The sequence below is a fragment of the Rhodospirillales bacterium genome (assembly GCA_014323865.1).
GTDB lineage: Bacteria > Pseudomonadota > Alphaproteobacteria > SP197 > SP197 > SP197.
The window spans coordinates 65902-88005 of sequence record JACONG010000004.1; the positions used below are offsets into that span (position 1 = coordinate 65902).

The window sequence follows — 22104 nt, forward strand, 5'->3', positions numbered from 1 at the left end:
CGCATGATCGGCGAGGCCGAGGCCGCACGCAGCTGACGGCAGACCCCTTGCGGCCTCGTCGGTTCAATCCTAGAAGTCGCGACGGGACACAACATCTGCTTGCAGGGGACATACGCGGCACATGGGAGAGTTACTGAGTCTGGCCGGCGATAACATCCTGTCGCCGCCGATCCTGTTCTTCGCTCTCGGGTTCGTCGCCGCCCTTCTTCGTTCCGATCTCGCCATCCCGGAAACCATCGGCAAGACGATCGCGCTCTATCTGATGTTCGCGATCGGCTTCAAGGGCGGGGCATCGCTCGCGACCGAAGGCCTCGATGTTCTCGCGCTCTGGGCCGCCCTGCTCGGCATCGCCATGAGCTTCGTCATCCCGATCGTCAGCTTCCGCTTGCTGCGCATGGTCTCGCGTCTGACACGTGTCGATGCGGCTGCGGTCTCTGCCCACTACGGTTCGGTCAGTGTCGTGACCTTCGTGACCGCGGCGAACTTCCTGGATATCGAGAACATTCCCTACGAAGCCTGGATCATCGCCGTTCTGGCGTTGATGGAAACACCCGCGATCGTGACCGGCCTGGCATTGGCCCGCGAGCGCGGCAAGCACGGCGGCCAGGCGCTGTTCTCGACCGAGGTGCTGCGCGAGGTCCTGCTGAACGGCAGCATCGTCATGCTGCTGGGTGCCTTCGCGATCGGCTGGGCGACCGGCGAACAGGGCCTCACCGATGTCGCGCCCTTCATCGTCGATCCCTTCAAGGGTGTGCTCTGCCTCTTCCTGCTCGACATGGGGCTGGTCGCCGCGCGCCAGCTCCACAAGGCCGAGGGCATGGGTCCGTCGACGGTCGCCTTCGGTCTCTACATGCCAATCGTCGGCGGCCTGTTTGGGCTGCTGGGCGCCTGGGCCATCGGCCTTTCGCTCGGCGGCACCACGCTGATCGCTGTGCTGGGTGCCAGCGCCTCCTACATCGCGGTGCCCGCCGCCCTGCGCATGACCCTGCCCCAGGCCAACGCAGCGATCTACCTGACGATGTCGCTCGGCATCACATTCCCGTTCAACGTCCTGATCGGGATCCCGCTTTACCTTGCTGCGGCGGAGTATCTCTACGGCGTGGTCTGACGCGCGTCACGATCGCGGTCGCTCCTTCTTCGGATCGTAGAACGGGAACGGCACGACCGTTGCGGGGATGCGCTTGAGGTGACCGTCCATCTTGCCGACCTCGACCTCGGTACCGACCTCCGCATGGGTCACGTCCATGCGGCAGAGCGCGATGTTCTTCCCGAGGATCGGCGAGATCGTGCCCGATGTGATGACACCGACCTGGGCGCGACCGATGCGCACGCAGTCGCCGTGGGCGGCGGGCTCGCCACCCTCGACCTCAAGGCCGACCAGCGTCTTCTGCGGGCTTGCCTTGCGCCGCTCCAGCGCCGCGCGGCCGATGAAGTCCTCGTCGGTCGACTTGAGCGCCACAGTGAAGCCGATGCCGGCCTCATAGGGGTCGGTCTGGTCGTCGAACTCGTGGCCCGCGAAGATCAGGCCCGCCTCGATACGCAGCATGTCGAGCGCGTCGAGCCCGAGCGGCACGATTCCGCAAGGCGCACCCGCCTCGAAGACAGCATCCCAGACCTGTTCGGCATGTCTGGGATGACACCAGACCTCATAGCCCAGCTCACCGGTGTAGCCGGTGCGCGAGACGACCAGAGGGATGCCGTTGTGATCACCGATGCGGCCGATGGTCGAACGGAACCAGTCGATCTCGTCGAGCGCCGGGCGTGCGGACGCGGTCCAGACGATATCCTTCAGGACGTCGCGGCTCTTCGGCCCCTGGACCGAGATGTTGTGGAGCTGGTCGGTCGAGTTGCGCACCAGGGCACGCAGGCCCCATTCGCGAGCCTTCTGGCGCAGCCATTCGGCACCATGGTCGGAGCCGCCGATCCAGCGATAACCGGTCTCCGACAGACGGAACAGCGTGCCGTCGTCGATCATGCCACCGTGCTCGTAACACATGGCGGAATAGACGACCTCGAGATCGCTGAGGCGCCGGACATTGCGCGTCAGCGTGCGCTGCATCAGCTCGGTCGCATCGGGACCGTTGATCTCGACTTTTCTGAGGGCCGAGAGATCCATCGCGATGACACCCTCGCGGGCCGCCCAGTACTCTTCGATCGCACCGTGCCTGGTGTAGCTCGTCGGCAACCAGTAGCCGTTGTAGTCGGTGATGTTGCGGGTCAGTGCAGAGGTCCGGGAATGGAACCCGGTCTCCTTGGTCGGCTGGGGATCGGAATCGGGCATGGCTCGGAACGCAATCGATGTCTTGAAGACGTTTTCGGGGCGGTAAACGCGGACCAGGATGTCGGTCGGGTTCCAGCCGTTGGCCGGATCGAGCGCGTCGCCGCAGGCGGAGCTGACACAGACCATATCCTGCATGGCGCGGCTCAGGACATAGTCTCCCGGGCGTGACCAGGGCTCCTCCAGGTAGATCTGGTTCCGGTCGTCGACCCGGGTATTGTAGAAGTAGTTCATCGCCCGCCAGCCGGCTCGCGGCCTGATGCCCCAGGAAGCGAGCGCCATGTTGAAGTTGTCCGTGCAGTTCGGATGGCCGGGATAACCGGCCTCGTCGTAGTAGCGCGACGTGCAGGCGTAGTTGAAAGCGTCGTGCCGACCGACCGTGTCCTGGATGAACTCGATGGACGGCTGCAGCGCACGGTCGAAGAGCTTCGCGTTCAACCCGGGCTTCGTGTAGAGCGTGCCGGTCAGCGTCCGGGTCGCGGTGGGGTCGAGATCGTACTCCTCGCCCTTGTCGAGCCCCTTCAGCGCAATCGCCTGGTAGTCGGTGCACTCGCGGCCCGCGACATCGATGATCTGGATGTATTCGCCCTTGTAGACCTCGTAGGCGTGCGCCGTGGCCGGCTTGATCAGATATTCGTAACGCACGTCGGCGAGCGGCTCGGGAATGGTCTTCTCGGCCGCGACCCCAGGGTCGATCCGGGTGATGAAGAACTCCAGCCCGGTTGGCGGGTTCTGGTCGGAGACCTCCATGTCCCCGCCGGGCGCCGCGACCACCATGACGCCGTCCCGCTCGACCGTGAAGCCGGTCTCCTCATGGGCCGGGGTCTCGGCGTTGAAGCGCCTGATCGACCGCTCGAACCGGGCCGGCAGGCCCCTGGCCTTCAGCGCCGCGAGCAGGCTCCCGGCATTCTCGCCACCCTGCGCCAGCGTTGTGCGCAGGCCTTCGGCGGGTCCGTCGCCGGTCTGGCCGAGAATGCCCGGTTCCTCGCGACCGTCAGCGCTCATCGCGACGACCTCGCAGACCTGGCCGCCCTCGCGGTTCACGATGCGCACGGTGTCGCCCGCGAAGATCCTGACGACGACCGAACCGCCGCCATCCATGCTGTAGCGTTCGACACCCGGCGGCAGCATCGCAAAGCCCCGGTTCAGGATCCGGGGACGGCCGCGCACAGGCTCTTCGAGGGGAAGCGTTCCAATCGTCGCCCCAGTCATGGCCCCAGTCATGGCCCCAATCGTCGCCCCAGTCATTACTATAGCCACCTCCTTGGCTGGCCGCACCTTAGAACCGGTCGCTACATCTGACAATCGCGCAACCTGGCCGCAGAACCTGCCCGCCCCGATAAGGAATCCTGACGGCCCCCCAGAATTTATCGTTTGCCGGTTCCGTCATCATGCGCTATCGCATGGTCCGAAAGCGCCGATTTGATCCTCAGCTTGCGGGCGCTCCAGAAATACGGCTAAAGCGATGGGCGCGTTGCCCATCACACGGATCGGGCGGCTTTTTGTGCCCGCGATCCGGCCGGATGACCCGCAGGCAGGCCCGGGACGGTGCCCCGACGAAACGGAGATGCGCCATGTTCCAGACCCGCCCCGGACCCCTGAGCCTTGCCGATCGTCATGACCTCTCGTTACGACCTCTGCGGTGTTTGTGCCCGCACGGGCCGCGCGATGGCCATGGGCGATATGGATATGTGTGATCGCGCGGGGAGGGTCTGACATGCTCCCCATTCAGCTCGATTCGGCGCGCCTGTCATTCGCCGTGGTGGGCCGTGGTGCCGCCGCCGCGCGCAAGGTCGAAACACTGCGGAACGCGGGAGCCCGCGATCTCACGGTCTATGCCGACCGCGCCAATGATGCCCTGACCCGCGCGGCCGGTGACGATCTCGTCCGCCACCTTCCGGGCAACGCGGAGTTGGCCCGCGCCCATGTCGCGATCTCGGCCGGTCTGGCACCTGACGAGGAGGTTGCCCTGGCCGAGCGATGCCGCGCCCTGCGCGTGCTGGTCAACATCGAGGATCGCCCGGAGTACTGCGACTGCCACCTGCCTGCCGTCGTGCGTCGGGGCGACCTGACCCTCGCGATCTCGACCAACGGAAAGGCACCGGGGCTGTCGGGCCTTCTGCGGCGTCATCTCGAAGCCCTGTTCGGTCCGGAATGGGGCGGGCGCATCGACGAGGTTGCCGAGGCGCGCAGGCGCTGGCGTGCCCAGGGTGCCGACATGGCTGCTGTCAGGCAGCGGCTGTGCCGCTTCGTGGAGGAACGGCAATGGCTGACCTGAACGGCTGGCACCACCGCCGCAGCCGGTTCGGGTCTGGCCCGCATGGCGCAGCCTTCCATCGCAGCCCTGAACCCACTGGACCTTGAACCCACTGGACCTTGAACCCACTGGACAAGAGCGCGCGCCGCAGTGGCGAGACCGATGACCTCCGGATCCCGATGACCGAGCTTTCCCTGGCCCACGGCCTGGCCTTCGACGACCTCTACGACCGCGACGGACTCGTGCGCCTCGACCGGCTTTTCGTCGACGCGCTCAGGGACCGCGACACGGCCCTCTTCAATCGCCTGATGACCGGGCGTGCCGATCCGACGGCGCTCGACGACAGGGACCACTCCGATCTGCTGACCGAACTCGGCCCCTTTGTCGAGGACTTCGTGGCCGGGCTCTTCGGCGTGACGGCGGAGGTCGCCGGGCACCGTGCCGAGCGGGATCGGCTCGATCCGATCTACAAATGCAAGCTGATCTTCGTGCGCCGTCGGGCCGCCAGGGCCTTCAGGCCCGATGAACTGGCGGCGGCCGACGGCACGGCCCTGCGCCGCGAGGTCGAGTCGCTGATCGGCGGGACGCTGAATGAACTCTCCTTCGCCCGCGCCGTCATGGCCTGGCTGGAGGACGAGGAGGCCAACGCCGACAGGCTCGACAGCGCGGCCCGCTTCGCCGCCTGGGCGACGCTCACGGCCGCCGGCCAGGAGCGCTATCGCAAGAGCCCGCTCTTCCATCTGCCGGGCAAGGTCGATCCCGCGAATCTGGTCGCCCTCGATACGGTGGTCATCGACGGTGTCACCATGCTGCGGGCGCACGATGAGCACCTGCGCCTGCGCGAGGGCTTCGGCCTGACCGACAACGGCATGGATCTGGAGCGCGCGCTCGACCACGCCAACTACTGCATCTTCTGTCACAACCAGGGCAAGGACAGCTGCTCGAAGGGCCTCAGGGAGAAAGACGGCAACGCCTTCAGGGTCTCGGCCCACGGCGTCACGCTGGCGGGATGTCCGCTCGACGAGAAGATCGGTGAGATGAACATGCTGAAGGCGCAGGGCCACGGCCTTGCCGCGCTCGCTGTCGCCATGGTCGACAACCCGCTCTGCGCCGCCACGGGCCACCGCATCTGCAACGACTGCATGAAGGCGTGCATCTACCAGCGCCAGGATCCGGTCGACATCCCGCAGATCGAGACCCGCACGCTGAAGGACATTCTGGCGCTGCCCTGGGGCTTCGAGATCTACAGCCTGCTGTCGCGCTGGAATCCGCTGAACCTCGACCGGCCTCTGCCGCGGCCCGCCACCGGGCGGCGCGTGCTGGTGGTCGGGACGGGGCCGGCCGGCTTCAACCTCTCGCACCATCTGATCAACGACGGCCACACGGTGGTCGCGGTCGACGGGCTCAGGATCGAGCCGCTCGACCCCGGGATCTCCGGCATCGACATCATGGGCCAGCGCCAGGCCTTTGCCCCGATCCGCGACGTCGAGGCGCTTTACGAAGCGCTCGACGACCGGGTCATGGCCGGTTTCGGCGGCGTTGCCGAATATGGCATCACCGTGCGCTGGGACAAGAACTTCCTGAAGCTCATCCGGCTGCAGATCGAACGTCGCCGGAGTTTCCGCATGTACGGCGGCGTACGCTTCGGTGGTACGCTGACGATCGAGGATGCCTTCGGCTACGGTTTCGATCACATCGCTCACTGTGCCGGTGCCGGACGGCCAACCTGTATCGACATGCCCAACGCCCTCGCCCGTGGTGTGCGCATGGCCTCCGACTTCCTGATGGCGCTCCAGCTGACCGGTGCGGCGCGCGCGGTCTCGGTCGCCAATCTGCAGCTCCGCCTGCCGGCGGTCGTGATCGGCGGCGGCCTCACGGCGATCGACACGGCCACCGAGGCGCTGGCCTACTACCCCGTCCAGGTCGAGAAGTTCCTCAGCCGTTACGAAACGCTCTCCGCCGAAATCGGAGAGGACGCCGTTCGCGCGGGCTGGAACGCCGAGGAGACGGAAATCGGCGACACGTTCCTCGAACACGCCCGTGCCCTTCGTGTCGAACGTACCGCCGCGCGGAACGGGAATCGCGAACCTCGCATTCTCGACCTGCTCGACGGCTGGGGCGGCGTCACCATGGCCTACAGGCGCGATCTCGTCGATGCGCCGAGCTACCGCCTCAACCACGAGGAGGTCGCGCTCGCCATGGAGGAGGGCATCCGGATTGCGCCGGGCCTGTCGCCCGTGGCGATCGACACCGACACACGCGGCCATACCGAAGCGATCCGCATGACCGATGGCGCGGGCGCAGAACACGTTCTTCCCGCACGCGCCGTTCTGGTCGCCGCAGGCACGCAGCCGAACACGGTGCTCGCGCGCGAGGATCCCGATCGTCTCGGCCTCGACGGCAGGTTCTTCCAGGCCCTCGATCTCGACGGCAACCCGGTCTCGCCCGAGCGGCTGGCCAAGCCGGTCGACACGCATGTCCTGATGCATCGCGCCGCCGACGGTCGGGCCGTGAGTTTCCACGGCGATCTCCACCCCAGCTTTGCCGGCAACGTCGTGAAGGCCATGGGCGGCACCAGGCGAGCCTACCCGGTCATCTCGCAGGTGCTCAGGCGGCTGGGGCCCCACGATGCCGTCTCCGACGACTCCTTCTTCAACCGGCTCGACGGTCGGCTGCTCGCCACCGTTGTCGCGGTCGAGCGGCTGACGCCGACCATCGTCGAGGTGGTGATCGAGGCACCGGCTGCCGCGCGCGCCTTCCGCCCCGGCCAGTTCTACCGCCTGCAGAACCACGAGCGCTTCGCACCCAGGGGAGCCGACGGCACGCTGCTCTCCATGGAACCGCTGGCCATGACCGGCGCGGCGATCCCGGTCGAGGGTGCGCAGGTCTCCGTGATCGGCCTCGAGATGGGCGGGTCGTCGGACCTCATGGCGCATCTGCATCCCGGCGAACCCGTCATCCTGATGGGTCCCACCGGCACGCCGACCGTGATTCCGTCGGACGAGACCGTTCTGCTGATCGGCGGCGGCCTCGGCAACGCCGTGCTGTTCTCGATCGGCAAGGCCATGCGCGAGGCAGGCTCCCGCGTGCTTTATGCCGCGGGCTACAGGCAGCTTGAGGACCGCTACAAGGTCGGGGAGATCGAGGCCGCATCCGACACGACGATCTGGGCCTGCGACGAGGCACCCGGCTTCACGCCGGGCCGTCCGGGCGACCATGCCATCGTCGCCAACATCGTCGAGGCCCTTGTGGCCTATCAGGAGGGCCGGCTGGGCGACAGGACGATCGACCTCCCGGACGTCGACCGTATCGTCTGCATCGGCTCCGACAGGATGATGGCCGCGGTGAAGTCAGCCCGCTTCGGCGTTCTGAAACCCTGGCTCAAGCCCGACCACATCGCGATCGGCTCCATCAACAGCCCCATGCAGTGCATGATGAAGGAGATTTGCGCCCAGTGCCTGCAGCCCCGGGTCGACCCCGGGACCGGCGAACGCCGGCCCCCGGTCTTCTCCTGCTTCAACCAGGATCAGGCGATGGACAAGGTCGACTTCGGCGGGTTGGGCGACCGGCTGGCGCAGAACGGCGTGCAGGAAAAACTTGCCGCGCTCTGGATCGACCGCACCCTGCGCGGCCTGGCCCTGCGCGACGCCGCGAAGGACGGTGCCTGCGGCGCGAACGGGCTCAGCCAGAAAAAATGAGCGCTGCAGAGAATATGGCTTGACACCCGCGCCTCGATTGGCCATACGCCCCAGTGTCAAAAACCCAGCGGGGGGTTAACCATGAACAAGTTGTCAAGCGTTGTTGCAAGTGTGCTCCTGATTGCAGGTGTTTCCGCCTGGGCTCAGGAGAGTACGACCGATCCCGCACCGCGCGTTGAAATCCAGCACGGTGCAGATGGTCGGGCAGCTACTCGGGAAACCGGTCGGAATGTAACCATCACCTCGCCCGTATATCGTCAGCAAGTCACCAACTTCGGCAGGATCGATACCGCCGTCGGTGCTGGCACTCTCGCAGCCCCGCAGGATCTCTCGGCCATGAGAGGCAGCATGACGGGATACGTGAGGATGAACTGGCACGCGGGCGGATTCGTCGCCGCCGATCGCGATATCATTGGCCATCTTCTGGTCGATGCCGATTTCAGTGCCGGTACGGTCACGACGTTTGCCGGCAATTTTCGTCAGTTCCGACGTTCCGGCGATCAGCCTGTGATCGGTGGCTGGAATGACCGTGGCAGGATTTACGGCACCCTTTCGGGTGGCGGAACCATCTCCCGAACGACAATTGCAAGCAAGCTGCAAGGTATTCTCGATGACGGTGGAGACAGGAACGTCGTCGTCAATGTCGGCATGTCAGGTCAGGTTTACGACAACGACGGTGCAACCCTGGTGCACGGGGACGTTACGGGACAGTATGACTTAACCAAACGTAACCGCCGCACAGGGGATAGCCGTGGCCCTGGACGGTACATAGAAAACGTGAGCGGTGAGTTTTTCGCCACCGCGAAGAGAAACGGTCGCGGGCCCGGTCTGGCCCTCGTCGCCGACAGGGGACCTAGGGTAAAGGCAACCATCGACCTGAGCAGGGACAGGTATCTCAGGCAAATCGGTAACTTCGCTTTGATCGATGCCGCCGTCGAATCTGGCCGTCTTGAAGCCCCGAGGTCTCTCCCGGCCGGGAGGGGCATCCTGACGGGTTATATGAGGACGGACTACTTTGCATCGTCGGAAGACGACATCTTGCCTGCCACCAGAAACTATCTCGTTGGCCGTCTCCTGGTGGGCGCCAATTTCGATGACGGTACGGTCAGGACATTTGCGGGCAATTTCCGCGAGTTTGTCGCCGGCAACCCCAGGGATCAACTGACCAGCCTGGACATTTCCCAAAGTGGTCTCGACACCAATTCTGACCACTGGCAGCAATACGTTTGGTCGGGCAGAGGTGAGGCGAAGAATGGCTGGAACGGTCGTGGCAGGATCTACGGGACCCTTTCCGGTGATGGAACCATCACTGCAACCGGGATTGCCAGCACCCTGGATGGCAAACTCAGTGACGGCAGAGTTGGTGACATAACCGTCGATGCCAACATGGCAGGCGGGGTTTACAGCAACGGCAACAAAATCCTGGTGCACGGAGATGTTACAGGAACCTACACGCCTGCGACCGAGAACAGCCTTAGAGGCAAAAAGAAGGCCTCAGGCAGAACAAACGTCAGGATCGCCAATGGAGCAGCGCCAGCACCTCTCACTCTCGGTGATGGCGACGGTGAGTTTTTCGCCATCCAGAATTACGACGTACTGCGGATTCTGAACGGTCTCAAAATCCCGTCCGGTACAGGTTCGACAATCAGGCCGCTCGCACATATCCGGCAAATCGACAATATGGGTTTCATCGATGCCGCTGTCGAGCATGGCCATCTTGAAGTCCCGGTTGCTCTCCCGGAGGGGGAAGGCACATTGACGGGATATGTCAAGGCTGACAATGCTTTCTCGGATCGCCGTGTCATTGGCAATCTCACGATCGATGCCGATTTCGGTGCAGGTACGGTCACGACATCTGCCCAGAATTTCCGCGACCCTCGCGGCGACGTGTCGGGAGGATTTCTTACGGGTACCGGAACGATCACGGCAACCGAGATCAACAGCGGCCTGAATGGTAAGATCTTCCTCGGGGCGTTGGGAGACCCCGACCGGAGGTCTACTACAGTCGACGGGACCATGGCAGGTAACGTGTACGATCACGCCGGGTCGTTGCTGGTACACGGAGACCTGACAGGAAACTTCAGGGAGGGCCCACGTCGCGGCCCTGATATCGAAGGCGGGGCGTTCTACGCTATCCAGAACGATCCCCAGAACTGAAGTGCGTTAAGGACGATTTCAGGCGGCATGGCCGCCTGAAATCCTCTGTGTCTCCCGATTCTGTGTCTCCCGATGCAGAGCGGATTGCCGCACCCGGCTGGAATCCCATCAGGTTCCAGCCGGGTGCAGTCCGTTCTGGCCCCCCGATGTTCTGGCCCCCCGATGTTCTGGCCCCCCAATGTCCTAGTCTGACAGGGATCGCAGAGGCAGGCCGCTGCTGCCCGCGCGCCGCGACGCCCGATGAAAAGACGCCTGACGACAAGCCGCCCGTCAGGGAGCCGACTCCCTGTTCGCTTGTAACCGGTGACATGTCGCAATGCTGTGGGTGGTCACAAACGTGACGTCTGGATCCAGGTGGATGCGCAGGCTTTTGACATTGTTCCCTCCCCGGAAGCAGCCCGGTCGCATCCGGCGACCGCTGGCATGGCACGCGAGGGCAGGGGAAGAGTCATGACGAATTCGCTTGCATCGGGATGGACGCGCCGCGGGGCGCTGGCCCTGGCTGCCGGCAGCATGGCTGCGGGCCTGCCGTGGCCTGCCCGATCCCAGGACATGACCTTCTTCCGTATTGCCACGGGCGGAACCGCCGGCACCTACTATCCCGTCGGCGCGCTGATCGCGAATGTCATCTCCAACCCGCCGGGCTCGCGCGCTTGCGAGGACGGCGGCAGTTGCGGCGTACCGGGTCTGGTGGCCACCGCACAGTCGTCCGAGGGGTCGGTCGCCAACATCGAAGCGATCGTATCCGGTCAGGTCGAATCGGGCTTCTGCCAGTCCGATGTCGTGTTCTGGGTCTACAACGGCACCGGCATCTTCGAGGGTGCCGCACCGAAGCGGAACCTGCGACTGATCGGCAGTCTCTATCCCGAGGTTGTCCAGATCGTCGTGCGCCACGATTCCGGCATCCGGTCGATCCCGGATATGGCCGGCAGGCGTATCTCGCTCGGTGCCGAGGGCTCGGGAACGCTGGTCGACGCGCGCATCATCCTCGACTACTTCGGGCTCTCCGACAGCGATATCGGGGCGGAGTACGTCAAGCACGGTCCCTCGGTGACCATGCTGCGCGAGGGCGACCTCGACGGCTTCTTCGTGATCGCGGGTTATCCCACCAATTCGGTGTTCGATCTCGTCCAGGACGGGATCGCCGAGGTCCTGCCGATCCCGTCCGGGGACGCCCTGCAGATCCTGATCGGCCATCCGTTCTTTTCGCTCTCGGCGATTCCGGAGGGCACCTATCCCGGCCAGGGTCACGCTTCGACACTGGCGATCGGCGCGCAGTGGATCGTCTCGCCCGATGTGCCCGACGATCTGGTCTATGGCATCGCGGCCGCACTGTGGCACGGGAACAGCCGGGCCCTGCTCGATTCCGGTCATCCCGCGGCCCGCCAGCTCAAGCTGGAAAATGCCCTGCTCGGCGCTTCGATCCCGCTCCATCCCGGGGCGCGTGCGTACTACGAAGAGGCCGGCCTCGATCTTGCGGACGTGCCGCTGCCGGTCGAAGGCGACGACATCGCCTGACACCTGAATTCTCTCGCCCGCCCGGCACCGTCGCGCGCTTCGGACCGGGGACACCGACACCTGCGCGACGCCCTTCGCCCACGTCTTCGCTCACGTCTTCGCCCGGATCTTCGCTCAGGTCGCGCTCGAGGCCGACCACAACGGGTGCGCATTTGCCGCGGCCATCAGGGTCTTCGTGTAGTCGGTCTGCGGTGCGTCGAAAATGGCGTCACTGGTGCCGCTCTCGACGACCTTGCCGTCCTTCATGACCATCACGTGGTGGCTCATGGCGCGGACCACGCGCAGGTCGTGGCTGATGAAGAGATAGGCGAGATCGTGATCCTTCTGGAGCTGGCGCAGCAACGCGACGATCTGGGCCTGCACCGACATGTCGAGCGCACTGGTCGGCTCGTCGAGCACGACGAAACGGGGGCGCAGCACCATGGCGCGGGCAATGGCGATGCGCTGGCGCTGACCGCCGGAGAACTCGTGCGGATAGCGGTCCATCATGGCGGGTTCCAGCCCGACCTCCTCCATCGCTTCGCCCACCAGTGTCCGGCGCCCGGCGTCGTTCCCGCCCATGCCGTGAACCCTCAGCCCTTCGCCGACGATATCCCTGATCGCCATGCGCGGGCTGAGCGAGCCATAGGGATCCTGGAAGACGACCTGGAGTTCCCGTCGCAGGGGGCGCAGATCGCTGAAATCGAGACCCTGCAGCGGCCGGCCGTCGAACGCGATACCCCCGTCGCTCGAAATCAGGCGCAGAATCGCCATGCCGAGCGTTGTCTTGCCGGAGCCCGACTCGCCGACGACGCCGACGGTCTCGCGCGGGCGCACGGAGAGGTCGATGCCATCGACCGCCTTCACATGGCCCTGCGTGTGACGCAGCACGCCGCGCCGGATCGGGAACCAGACCCTGAGATCGTCGGTTTCGACCAGCGTGCCGCTTCCTTCGGGCACGGGATCGGGCCTGCCGCGTGGCTCCGAGGCGATCAGGTGTCTGGTGTATTCATGCCGCGGGTTTTCGAAGACGGTCGCGACATCGCCCTGCTCGACAATGAGCCCGTCGTTCATCACGCACACCCGGTCGGCGAAGCGCTGCACGATCGTGAGGTTGTGGGTGATGAAGAGGATCGCCATGCCCATGCGTGCCTGGAGCGCCTTCAGGAGTTTCAGGATCTGGGCCTGCACGGTGACATCGAGTGCGGTGGTCGGCTCGTCCGCGATCAGCAGATCGGGTTCGTTGGCGAGCGCCATGGCGATCATCACACGCTGACGCTGGCCGCCCGAGAGTGTGTGCGGATAGTCGCGCAGGCGGTGCCTGAGATTGCCCAGGCCAACGAGCTCCAGCAGTTCACGCACCCGCTGCCGTGCCTGACCGCGCGCCATGCTCTTGTGCAGGATGAGCGACTCGGCGATCTGCCTCTCGATGCTGTGGAGCGGATTGAGCGAGGTCATCGGCTCCTGGAAGATCATCGAGACCCGGTTGCCGCGCACGCTGCGCAGCGTCTTCTCGTCCGCACCGATCATCTCATGGCCGTCGAACGCGATGGACCCCCTCGGGTGGCTTGCCATCGGCTGCGGCAGGAGCTGGAGCACCGAAAGCGCGATTGCCGATTTGCCGGACCCGGACTCACCGACGAGCGCCAGCGTCTCGCCTCTTTCGATTCCGAAGCTGACGCCACGCACCGCATCCAGGTGGCGGCCTTCGACGGTGAAGCGAATGGCGAGATCGTTGACCTCGAGCAGGGTCATGATGGCATCTTCCTCGGATCGAAAGCGTCGCGCACCGCCTCGCCGATGAAGGTCAGCAGCGAAAGCATCGCGGCCAGAACGACAAAGGCCGAAAGGCCGAGCCAGGGCGCCTGGAGATTGTTGCGGCCCTGGTTCAGCAACTCGCCCAGCGACGGCGATCCCGGAGGCATGCCGAGTCCGAGAAAATCGAGGCCGGTGAGGGTCGTGACGGAGCCGTTGAGGATGAAGGGCAGGAACGTCAGCGTGGAGACCATGGCGTTCGGCAGGACATGACGCACCATGATGACACGATCGGTGACGCCGAGCGCGCGGGCGGCCCGGACGTAATCGAAGTTGCGTGTGCGCAGGAACTCCGCACGCACCAGCCCGACCAGTGCGGTCCATGAGAACAGCACCATCAGGCCCAGAAGCGTCCAGAAGCTCGGTACGATCACGCTGGCGAGGATGATCAGGATGTAGAGCACCGGAATGCCGCTCCAGACCTCGAGCGCGCGCTGTGCCAGAAGATCGATCCAGCCGCCATAATAGCCCTGTACGGCACCCGCGGCGATGCCGATGACCGATGCGCAGAAGGTCAGGGCGAGGCCGAACAGCACCGAGATGCGGAAGCCGTAGATCAGCCGGGCCAGCACATCGCGGCCCTGATCGTCGGTGCCGAGCCAGTTGTCGGCCGACGGCGGTGACGGCGCGGGTGTCGGCAGATCGTAGTTGATGGTCTGGTAGCTGAACGGGATCGGCGGCCAGACGATCCAGCCGTCTTTCCCGGCGATGAGCTCCTGAACGAAGGGGTCGCGATAGTCGGCTTCGGTCTCGAAGTCGCCGTCGAACGCGGTCTCCGGATAGGCGACGAACACCGGGATATGGGGCGCGCCGTCGTACCAGACGAAGAGCGGCTTGTCGTTGGCGATGATCTCGGCCGGCAGGGTCAGGGCGAACAGGGCGACGAAGACCCGGAACGACCAGTAGCCCCGCCGGTTGCCCCGGAAGTTGGTCAACCGCCGCCGGTTCATCGGGTCGAGAGTGCGCAACAGGGCCATCAGCCGACGTTCCGGCTCTCGAAATCGATCCGCGGATCGACGACGACATACATGAGGTCCCCGATGAGGTTCATCAGCAGCCCCAGCAGGGTGAAGACGTAGAGGGTCGCGAACATCACCGGGTAGTCGCGATTGATCGCGGCCTCGTAGCCCAGCAGCCCCAGGCCATCGAGCGAGAAGATGATCTCGATGAACAGGGCACCGGTGAACAGGATGCCGACGATAGCACCCGGGAAACCGGCGATGATGATCAGCATCCCGTTGCGGAAAATGTGGCCGTAGAGCACGCGACGCCCGGTCAGACCCTTGGCGCGGGCGGTGACGACATACTGGCTGCGGATCTGATCGAGGAAGGAGTTCTTCGTCAGCATCGTCAGCGTCGCGAAGCCGCCGATTGCCAGCGCCGTCAGGGGCAGTGCCAGGTGCCAGAAGTAGTCACCGATCTGCTGCCACGTCGTCATGTCGTCGAAGCCCGGTGACGTCAGGCCGCGCAGCGGGAAGATTTTCCAGTAGGAGCCGCCGGCGAACAGCACGACCAGAAGGATCGCGAACAGGAAGCCGGGAATGGCGTAGCCCAGGACGATGGCACCGCTGGTCCAGACATCGAACCGGCTGCCGTCCCTTTGCGCCTTGGCGATGCCGAGCGGGATCGAGACAAGATAGACGATCAGCGTGGTCCAGAGCCCGAGCGATATCGAGACCGGCAGCTTGTCGATCACGAGATCGACCACGGCCTGATCCCGAAAGGCGCTGTCGCCGAAGTCGAGGGAGAGATAGTTTCCCATCATGAGCAGGAACCGTTCGACCGGCGGCTTGTCGAGGCCGTACATCCGTTCGAGTTCTTCGACGAACCCGTCGGGCAGGCCCTGCGCGCCGCGATAGAGGCTGCGGCCCTCGCCGCTGGTGTTCGAACCGGAACGGGACGCGAGCTCGGACGTGCTGCCGCTGACCCGCGCTGTCGCCCCGACATCAGCACCCTGCATCTGCGCCATGATCCGTTCGACCGGACCGCCCGGCACGAACTGGACGATCGCGAAGTTGATCGTCATGATCGCGAACAGCGTCGGCACGATGAACAGCAGTCGACGGACGATATAGGCGAGCATGATCGAAGAACTCCGGCGCGTATGACGACGAGCCGCTCTAGCCGTCTTCTTCCTCAAGCAGGGCGTCGAGTTCGGCCTGCTCCTCGGCGTCGATCCACCAGGTGAAGAAGACGATGCCGTCGTCGGGGATCGTCTCGGGATGGGCAAACTTGTCCCAGTAGGCCACGCGGTCATGGCGGCTGTGCCAGTTGGGAACGACATAATGGCCCGCGCGCAGCACGCGGTCGAGCGCCCGCGCTGCCGTCACCAGCGCGTCCCGGGTGTCGGAGAAGATGAGCGTCTCCACCAGGGCATCGACCGCCGGATCCCTGATGCCGATCAGGTTGCGGCTGCCTTCGATCCCGGCGGCCTCGGAAGTCCAGTATTCGCGCTGCTCGTTGCCCGGCGAACGGGACTGCCCGAAACTCGCGACGGCCATGTCGAAGTCGAAGGTCTCCAGGCGACGCTCGTACTGCGCGGCGTCGACGATGCGGATATCGACGCGCACGCCGAGGCGTTCCAGGTTGCGCGCAAAGGGCTGGACGATGCGCTCGAAGGCCGGCTGCACGAGGAGGATCTCGAAGGCCATGGCGTCGCCCTCCGGCCCGACCAGGACGCCGTCCTGCACGGTCCAGCCGGCGTCCTCAAGCAGCGCCTTGGCCTCGCGCAACTGGCTCCGGATGTTGCCGCTGCCGTCTGTGACGGACGGCATGGCGGGCTCGCCGAAGACCTCTGCGGGAAGCCGGTCGCGGAAGGGTTCGAGCAGCGCCAGTTCTGCCTCGCTCGGCATCCCCACGGCGGCGAGATCGGAGTTCGAGAAGTAGCTCGTGGTGCGAGCGTACTGGCCGTAGAACAGGTTCCTGTTCGACCATTCGAAGTCGAAGGCATGGCCCAGCGCCCGGCGCACGCGGGGATCGGCGAAGATCGCCCGGCGCGTGTTGAAGACGAAGGCCTGCATGCCGGTCGGGCGCTGGTGATGAAGTTCTTCCCTGACGATCAGACCGTTGTCGAAATCGGGTCCGTTGTAGGCCGTGGCCCAGCGCTTCGAGTTGTTCTCGATGCGGAAGTCGTACTGGTTGGCCTTGAACGCTTCGAGAGCGATGTCGAAGTCGAGATACTCGTCGTAGCGCACGGTGTCGAAATTGTTGAAACCGACGTTCACAGGGATATCGGCACCCCAGTAGTCCTCGACCCGCTCGTAGGTCACCGACCGTCCGGGATCGACGTCGATCACCCGATAGGGCCCGCTGCCGAGCGGCGGTTCCAGTGTCGTTTCGTTGAACACGCGGTCGGCCCACCAGTGTTTCGGCAGCACCTGCATCTGGCCCATGATCAGCGGCAGTTCCCGATTGCCCGGGGCGTCGAAATCGAAGCGCACCCAGCCGCCGCCGCCGTCGGTCGCGCCGACGACATTGGCGTAATAGGCAGCGTAGTAGGGATGGCCCTCGGTGGTCAGGGTCTCGAAGGTCCAGATCACATCCTCGACCGTGACCGGCATGCCGTCATGCCAGCGCGCTTCCGGGCGCAGCTTGAAGGCGACCCACGAGCGGTCCTCCGGCATGAGAATCTCCCCGGCCAGCAGGCCGTATTCGGAAAACGTTTCGTCAGACGCACTCTTCAGAAGGGTATCGTAGACTTGGCCCAGGCCCGGTGCCGCCTGGCCCTTGAGCGTGAAACCGTTCAGCGTGTCGAAACCGCCGAACGACCACATCCTGACGTCGCCGCCCTTGGGCGCATCGGGGTTGACATAGTCGAAGTGCGGGAAGTCGGCGGGATACTTGAGGTCGCCATAGATCGAGATGCCGTGGCCCCCCCGGATCTGTTCGTCCCGGATCTGTTCGTCGTATATCTGTTCGTCCTGTGCGGTCGCAGGCACGACAAGCAGCAGGCCGGCGAAAAGGGCGGTCAGGGCACGCATCGTCAATTCCTTTGGAAGAGCGGGGAGTTCGGGATCCTATCGTAGCGATTGCGGCGTTTTGTGCCACCGGCCGGGGCAAAAGATGGCGGAAGCGGTCACAGTCATGTCATCGGTCACGCGACAGCAGAGCCAGAGCCGGCTCCGGCATCGCGGGATCGCCCACCGGTGCCGCCGATGTCATCTGCCGCATCGCCTGCGACGAACAAGGATCCTGAGGTCAGACATGGCACGCACACCCGCGCGTCACCACCTTGAGGACCATCGAGCCGGGCACCATCGAGCCAGGGACTATTGAGCCAGGCACCATTCAGAAGGAACAACCGGGCATGACCGTGTTCACCACGCTCCGCCACACCGCGCCTGCCCTCGCCGCTGTCACCGTTCCGGCGCTGCCCGCCGCGGCGTCCGGTGACACCTGCGACAAGGCCTTTGAGGCGTACAATGAGGCATACAATGGTTCCGCGGAGCGTCTGAACGACGCCTGCGCCGCACTGACGGAATAGCGCCGATGGTCGATGACAGGGAGCCCAGGGGGCCAATCAACAGGTCGGTGCCGCCGGGTGACAACAGGGAACGGCTGGTCTGCAACGACTGCGGTTTCATCCTCTACGCCAACCCCAAGGTGGTGGTGGGCAGTGTCGCGCAGTGGGACGGCAGAATTCTCCTGGGTCGGCGCGCCATCGAGCCGCGCAGCGGTTTCTGGACCCTGCCCGCCGGTTACCTCGAGAACGGCGAGACGACCGAGCGGGGCGCCTTGCGCGAGGCGCGCGAGGAGACCGGTGCCGACCTGCGGCTTGATCGCCTGCTCGCCGTTTACAACATCCCGCGCATCGGCCAGGTGCAGGTGATCTATGCCGCGAGCCTGCTGTCACCGGAGATCGCCGCCCGGCAGGAAACGCTTGAGGTCGGGCTCTTCGCCTGGGACGACGTGCCATGGCAGGAGCTCGCCTTCCCGTCGGTCCACTGGGCGCTCAACCACTGGCGCGAGGCGCAGGACACCGGCGACATGACCGCCCGCACCAATCCGCCGGGCGACCTGGGCGAATTTGCCGCTTGACCCTCCTTGTCGTTTCGTGTTGTACTAGGGCTCTGGATAGTCTATATGAGGCGACACTAGAAACGGCAACTTAGGAGTATACCGATGCCAGCACTTCACGATTATCGGCTGTTCATAAGCCATGCTTGGACATATGGCGGAGCATATGACCGCATGATTTCCTTTCTTGATAATGCTAACAACTTCAAGTACAGCAACTACTCGGTACCCGTCAATAAGGCGTTCGAAGGAATGTCAAAACTCAGCTAGAGGAGCAGCTCAGACGTCAAATCAGGCCGGTTGAAGTCGTGATAATATTATCTGGCATGTATGTTTCTTACAGTGACTGGATTCAGTTTGAAATCGACTTTGCTGAATATCTCGGCAAACCGATCCTGGGCGTGCGGCCATGGAGTTCGTCAAGGATCCCCTCAGCGGTAACCCGTGCTGCGGATGAGATTGTGCGCTGGAACACCAGTTCTATCGTTGATGCTATAAGGAGGCTGGCGCGATGACAAAGATCACATATCCAGCCATTTATGAAGCTGCCGATAAAGGGTCGAAGTCGGCACAATCTTGGTACTTAACTCTGGTAAGATTTGAGTATTTGTTTCTGATTATCTTGGCCATACTTTCAATGGAGCTGTTTAACTCCGAATTGTATTATTTCGGCTTTGTTATGGTCCTGCTTACATCATTGGCAATTTTGTTCTGGATGTGGTTTCGAAAGCCCGAACAAGCATGGTACCGCTGCCGAGCTCTTGCCGAATCAATAAAGACCATAAGCTGGCGATACATGATGCGGTCAGAGCCATTCGAGGATGCTCAGAGCGTTAGCGTGCCACGATCTGAACTGCGGAATATACTCAAAGGCTTGCTGTACAATAACGAGAACCTCGGAGAACATATTATTCAGCGAGACGATCAGCTCGATCAAGTTACCCATGAAATGGACACTGTACGAGAGTCTGAACTCGAAAGACGCAAGCACATATACTTGGAAGAGAGAATTAAAGAACAGCGCCTTTGGTATACAAAGAAAGCTTCCAGTAACAAAAAGTCATACAAATGCTGGATGTGTTTTTGTGTGTTGATTTACGTCGCTGCTTTCTTCCTAATCATCTTGCGCGCTATGTACTGGGATGAAAGCTGGCAAATCTGGCCGTTGGAGCCTCTTATTGTAATCGCATCTGCGATTGTCGGATGGATTCAGATCAAGAAGTTCAACGAACTGACCGCAGCCTATACTTTGACTGCACACGAAATTGGATTCCTCCAAGCTGGAATAAGCGAAATTAACAATGAGAAAGAACTGTCAGATTTTGTGAATGAGGCTGAGCTCGCGTTCTCGAGAGAACATACCCAGTGGAAGGCCCGACAATCTAGCTAGCGTTGCCGGGCGCTACTGAACCTCGTCGATCCTGTCGACGATATGAGCGACGATGCCGTAGTCCCTGGCTTCCTCCGGACCCATCCAGTAGTTGCGGTCCGTGTCCTTCGCGACGCGTTCGATCGGCTGGCCGGTCTCTTCGGCAATGATGCGGTTGAGCCGGTCGCGCATCTTGAGGATTTCCCTGGCCTCGATGTCGATCTCGGTCGCCTTGCCGCCGATGCCGCCCATCGGCTGGTGCAGCAGAAAGCGCGTGTTGGGCGTGCAGTAGCGGTTGTCCTTCTCGGCCGAGAGATAGATGTGGGCGCCGGCGCTGGCGACCCATCCCGTGCCGATCGCCTTCACCGGGGCCGAAACGAAGCGGATCGTGTCGTGGATCGCATCACCCGATTCCACGTGGCCGCCGGGCGAGCTGATCATCAGCCTGATCGGCTTGTCGCTTTCCTCGCTCATGGCGATCAGCTGGCCGCAGGTCTCGCGTGCGGCCTTCTCGTCGATCTCCCCGAACAACAGGATCATGCGCGATTCGAAGAGGATCCTGGCCGCCGGACGGCTCCGGGGCTCCTTCTTCCCGGCCTTTTCGTCCTTGCCGTCGTCATCGTCGTCGTCGTCGGCAGCGTGGGGCAGGTCGAAATCGATCATCGGGGTGTCCTGATTGCGGCGAAATCTCAAGGCCCCACATAGGAGCCGCGCCAGCCGAATGCAAGCTGACTCAGGCGTCCTCAAGCTCCGCAAGCGGCAGGGAGACGCCGATCATGCAGTCGCGGGTGACGATGGAGGCGAGTGCGTCTTCGTCCCACCCCCCGGTGCCGGCGGGTCGGGCGGGCAGGACCATGTAGCGCATGTCGGCAGTGGAATCGTGGACCCGGATTTCGACGCTGTCGGGCAGATCGGTGCCGAACTCGGCCAGCACCTTGCGCGGTTCGACCGCGACGCGGGAGCGGTAGGCGCGTGCCTTGTACCAGGCCGGCGGGATGCCCAGGACGTAGCGCGGATAGCAGGAGCACAGCGTGCAGACGATGACGTTGTGGAGATTGCCGGTGTTCTCGACGACGATGAGTCGCGTCGGGCCGATCTCGAGGCCGAGCTCCCGCACCGCCGCACTGCCGTCGGCCAACAGACGTTGCTTGTAGGCCGGATCGGTCCAGGCGCGCGCAACGACCCGGGCACCACCGGTCGGCGAGATGGCATCCATGCGCTCGATCGCTCGGCGCTCGTCCTCGGCGCTGTAGACGCCCTTTTCGACCAGAAGTTCGCGCATGGCGCGGACCAGCAGCATGTGTTCGGTCTGACCGCCGGCGTCGTCGTCGGGCTGGAATGGGTGAGAATGCGCGTGGTCGCGGGTCTCGCTCATGACGCCTGCTCCAGCCAGTTCTCGTAGACTTCGACCTCGACCGTGTCGGCCGCGACCTCCGCGCGCGTGCCCCACAGGTGGCCCATGGTGAAGCGCACCCGGTAGAGCGGCTGGTCGGGCTTGCCGTCGCCGCCATGGCCCAGGGTCTCGGGGTTGCCGAATGTGCCGCAGATGCGCTCGACCACGCCGGTGCGGCCCTTGATGTAGTCGGGTGCGCGGTGGTGATGGCGCGGGTAGCGACGGACCACCGTGACCCGATCGCCGGGCGCGAAGCGCGGCCCGCTCATGATGCGGTCTCGCGCAGGGCGGCGATGCGCGCGGCGATCTCGTCCTCGGTGACGATGCCTTTCTCGACCATGACGGTGCGGATCGATTCGATCCAGCGCTCGTAGTAGCTCATGCGGTCGTAGGCATCGGGCGGCAGGCTTTCGATACCGCGGCGCAGCTCGTCGACACGCATCGCGCCACGCTGCGGGTCGGCCAGCAGGATGAGCATGGCATCGACCTGCTTTTCCCAGTGGGCCAGCGCATGTTCGTGGCGCTCGATCTCACCGGCCTCGCGGCCCGCGAGATCGTGATGGGGACGATAGGGTTCTTCAGTCATGGCAGGATCATGGCCCTTGCTACAGGATGCAGCAAGCA

17 protein-coding genes and 1 pseudogene are annotated in these 22104 nt (G+C 64.0%); 9 read left to right on the forward strand and 9 right to left on the reverse strand.

What is annotated here, in order from left to right:
* Positions 1–121: 121 nt before the first annotated feature.
* Positions 122–1108, forward strand: a complete 987-nt coding sequence (locus GDA49_00970; GenBank protein MBC6438992.1) for a sodium-dependent bicarbonate transport family permease — start codon at positions 122–124, stop codon at positions 1106–1108.
* 6 nt (positions 1109–1114) lie between these two features.
* Here GDA49_00970 and GDA49_00975 read toward each other — a convergent pair whose 3' ends face one another.
* Positions 1115–3409 carry a DUF1989 domain-containing protein gene (locus GDA49_00975; protein MBC6438993.1) on the reverse strand — a complete coding sequence of 765 codons (2295 nt, stop codon included), beginning with the start codon at positions 3407–3409 and terminating at the stop codon, positions 1115–1117.
* A 586-nt stretch (positions 3410–3995) separates the two neighbouring features.
* Here GDA49_00975 and GDA49_00980 point away from each other — a divergent pair.
* The 4 genes from GDA49_00980 to GDA49_00995 all read left to right on the forward strand — a co-directional run bounded on the left by GDA49_00980 (position 3996) and on the right by GDA49_00995 (position 11908).
* Entirely contained in the window at positions 3996–4556 is a 561-nt protein-coding gene (locus GDA49_00980; GenBank protein MBC6438994.1) for a siroheme synthase, read from the forward strand.
* Between the two features lie 158 nt (positions 4557–4714).
* Positions 4715–8233, forward strand: coding sequence for an FAD-dependent oxidoreductase (locus GDA49_00985; protein MBC6438995.1), 3519 nt, complete (start codon positions 4715–4717; stop codon positions 8231–8233).
* A gap of 81 nt (positions 8234–8314) precedes the next feature.
* Complete coding sequence (locus GDA49_00990) at positions 8315–10390, forward strand: hypothetical protein (GenBank protein ID MBC6438996.1); 2076 nt, start codon at positions 8315–8317, stop codon at positions 10388–10390.
* A 450-nt stretch (positions 10391–10840) separates the two neighbouring features.
* On the forward strand, positions 10841–11908 hold the full coding sequence (locus tag GDA49_00995) for a TAXI family TRAP transporter solute-binding subunit (GenBank protein MBC6438997.1): 1068 nt from the start codon (positions 10841–10843) through the stop codon (positions 11906–11908).
* Positions 11909–12022: 114 nt separating this feature from the next.
* Here GDA49_00995 and GDA49_01000 read toward each other — a convergent pair whose 3' ends face one another.
* The 4 genes from GDA49_01000 to GDA49_01015 are packed head-to-tail and all read right to left on the reverse strand — an operon-like array spanning position 12023 to position 17682.
* Positions 12023–13642: an ABC transporter ATP-binding protein gene (locus GDA49_01000; protein ID MBC6438998.1), complete on the reverse strand. Its 1620-nt coding sequence runs from the start codon at positions 13640–13642 to the stop codon at positions 12023–12025.
* A complete protein-coding gene (locus tag GDA49_01005) occupies positions 13639–14679 on the reverse strand; it encodes an ABC transporter permease (GenBank protein ID MBC6438999.1) in 1041 nt (346 codons plus the stop codon). The genes GDA49_01000 and GDA49_01005 overlap by 4 nt, the downstream gene beginning before the upstream one ends.
* Complete coding sequence (locus tag GDA49_01010) at positions 14679–15785, reverse strand: microcin C ABC transporter permease YejB (GenBank protein ID MBC6439000.1); 1107 nt, start codon at positions 15783–15785, stop codon at positions 14679–14681. Before GDA49_01010 ends, GDA49_01005 begins: the two co-directional genes overlap by 1 nt.
* Positions 15786–15822: 37 nt before the next feature.
* Entirely contained in the window at positions 15823–17682 is a 1860-nt protein-coding gene (locus tag GDA49_01015; protein ID MBC6439001.1) for an ABC transporter substrate-binding protein, read from the reverse strand.
* 326 nt (positions 17683–18008) lie between these two features.
* Here GDA49_01015 and GDA49_01020 point away from each other — a divergent pair, with 326 nt between their 5' ends.
* From GDA49_01020 to GDA49_01035, 4 genes and pseudogenes are all read left to right on the forward strand, one after another.
* Positions 18009–18185, forward strand: a complete 177-nt coding sequence (locus tag GDA49_01020) for a hypothetical protein (GenBank protein ID MBC6439002.1) — start codon at positions 18009–18011, stop codon at positions 18183–18185.
* Positions 18186–18190: 5 nt separating this feature from the next.
* Complete coding sequence (locus GDA49_01025; GenBank protein MBC6439003.1) at positions 18191–18739, forward strand: NUDIX hydrolase; 549 nt, start codon at positions 18191–18193, stop codon at positions 18737–18739.
* An 84-nt stretch (positions 18740–18823) separates the two neighbouring features.
* Positions 18824–19233: pseudogene (locus GDA49_01030) on the forward strand (TIR domain-containing protein).
* A complete protein-coding gene (locus GDA49_01035; protein MBC6439004.1) occupies positions 19230–20108 on the forward strand; it encodes a DUF4231 domain-containing protein in 879 nt (292 codons plus the stop codon). Before GDA49_01030 ends, GDA49_01035 begins: the two are co-directional and overlap by 4 nt.
* A gap of 12 nt (positions 20109–20120) precedes the next feature.
* On the opposite strand, the gene GDA49_01040 is transcribed toward GDA49_01035, so the two are convergent.
* From GDA49_01040 to GDA49_01055, 4 genes are all read right to left on the reverse strand, one after another.
* Positions 20121–20750: an ATP-dependent Clp protease proteolytic subunit gene (locus GDA49_01040; GenBank protein ID MBC6439005.1), complete on the reverse strand. Its 630-nt coding sequence runs from the start codon at positions 20748–20750 to the stop codon at positions 20121–20123.
* Positions 20751–20820: 70 nt separating this feature from the next.
* Entirely contained in the window at positions 20821–21462 is a 642-nt protein-coding gene (gene nthA / locus GDA49_01045; protein ID MBC6439006.1) for a nitrile hydratase subunit alpha, read from the reverse strand.
* A complete protein-coding gene (locus GDA49_01050) occupies positions 21459–21749 on the reverse strand; it encodes a nitrile hydratase subunit beta (protein ID MBC6439007.1) in 291 nt (96 codons plus the stop codon). The genes nthA and GDA49_01050 overlap by 4 nt, the downstream gene beginning before the upstream one ends.
* Positions 21746–22066, reverse strand: a complete 321-nt coding sequence (locus GDA49_01055) for a nitrile hydratase subunit beta (GenBank protein MBC6439008.1) — start codon at positions 22064–22066, stop codon at positions 21746–21748. The genes GDA49_01050 and GDA49_01055 overlap by 4 nt, the downstream gene beginning before the upstream one ends.
* Positions 22067–22104: the final 38 nt, after the last annotated feature.

Excerpts from the sequence above, each read along its gene's own strand:
- GDA49_00970 (MBC6438992.1), top strand. The coding sequence starts at position 122 with ATGGGAGAGTTACTGAGTCTGGCCGGCGATAACATCCTGTCGCCGCCG.
- GDA49_00975 (MBC6438993.1), bottom strand. The coding sequence starts at position 3,409 with ATGCTGCCGCCGGGTGTCGAACGCTACAGCATGGATGGCGGCGGTTCG.
- GDA49_00980 (MBC6438994.1), top strand. The coding sequence starts at position 3,996 with ATGCTCCCCATTCAGCTCGATTCGGCGCGCCTGTCATTCGCCGTGGTG.
- GDA49_00985 (MBC6438995.1), top strand. The coding sequence starts at position 4,715 with ATGACCGAGCTTTCCCTGGCCCACGGCCTGGCCTTCGACGACCTCTAC.
- GDA49_00990 (MBC6438996.1), top strand. The coding sequence starts at position 8,315 with ATGAACAAGTTGTCAAGCGTTGTTGCAAGTGTGCTCCTGATTGCAGGT.
- GDA49_00995 (MBC6438997.1), top strand. The coding sequence starts at position 10,841 with ATGACGAATTCGCTTGCATCGGGATGGACGCGCCGCGGGGCGCTGGCC.
- GDA49_01000 (MBC6438998.1), bottom strand. The coding sequence starts at position 13,642 with ATGACCCTGCTCGAGGTCAACGATCTCGCCATTCGCTTCACCGTCGAA.
- GDA49_01005 (MBC6438999.1), bottom strand. The coding sequence starts at position 14,679 with ATGGCCCTGTTGCGCACTCTCGACCCGATGAACCGGCGGCGGTTGACC.
- GDA49_01010 (MBC6439000.1), bottom strand. The coding sequence starts at position 15,785 with ATGCTCGCCTATATCGTCCGTCGACTGCTGTTCATCGTGCCGACGCTG.
- GDA49_01015 (MBC6439001.1), bottom strand. The coding sequence starts at position 17,682 with ATGCGTGCCCTGACCGCCCTTTTCGCCGGCCTGCTGCTTGTCGTGCCT.
- GDA49_01020 (MBC6439002.1), top strand. The coding sequence starts at position 18,009 with ATGACCGTGTTCACCACGCTCCGCCACACCGCGCCTGCCCTCGCCGCT.
- GDA49_01025 (MBC6439003.1), top strand. The coding sequence starts at position 18,191 with ATGGTCGATGACAGGGAGCCCAGGGGGCCAATCAACAGGTCGGTGCCG.
- GDA49_01035 (MBC6439004.1), top strand. The coding sequence starts at position 19,230 with ATGACAAAGATCACATATCCAGCCATTTATGAAGCTGCCGATAAAGGG.
- GDA49_01040 (MBC6439005.1), bottom strand. The coding sequence starts at position 20,750 with ATGATCGATTTCGACCTGCCCCACGCTGCCGACGACGACGACGATGAC.
- nthA (MBC6439006.1), bottom strand. The coding sequence starts at position 21,462 with ATGAGCGAGACCCGCGACCACGCGCATTCTCACCCATTCCAGCCCGAC.
- GDA49_01050 (MBC6439007.1), bottom strand. The coding sequence starts at position 21,749 with ATGAGCGGGCCGCGCTTCGCGCCCGGCGATCGGGTCACGGTGGTCCGT.
- GDA49_01055 (MBC6439008.1), bottom strand. The coding sequence starts at position 22,066 with ATGACTGAAGAACCCTATCGTCCCCATCACGATCTCGCGGGCCGCGAG.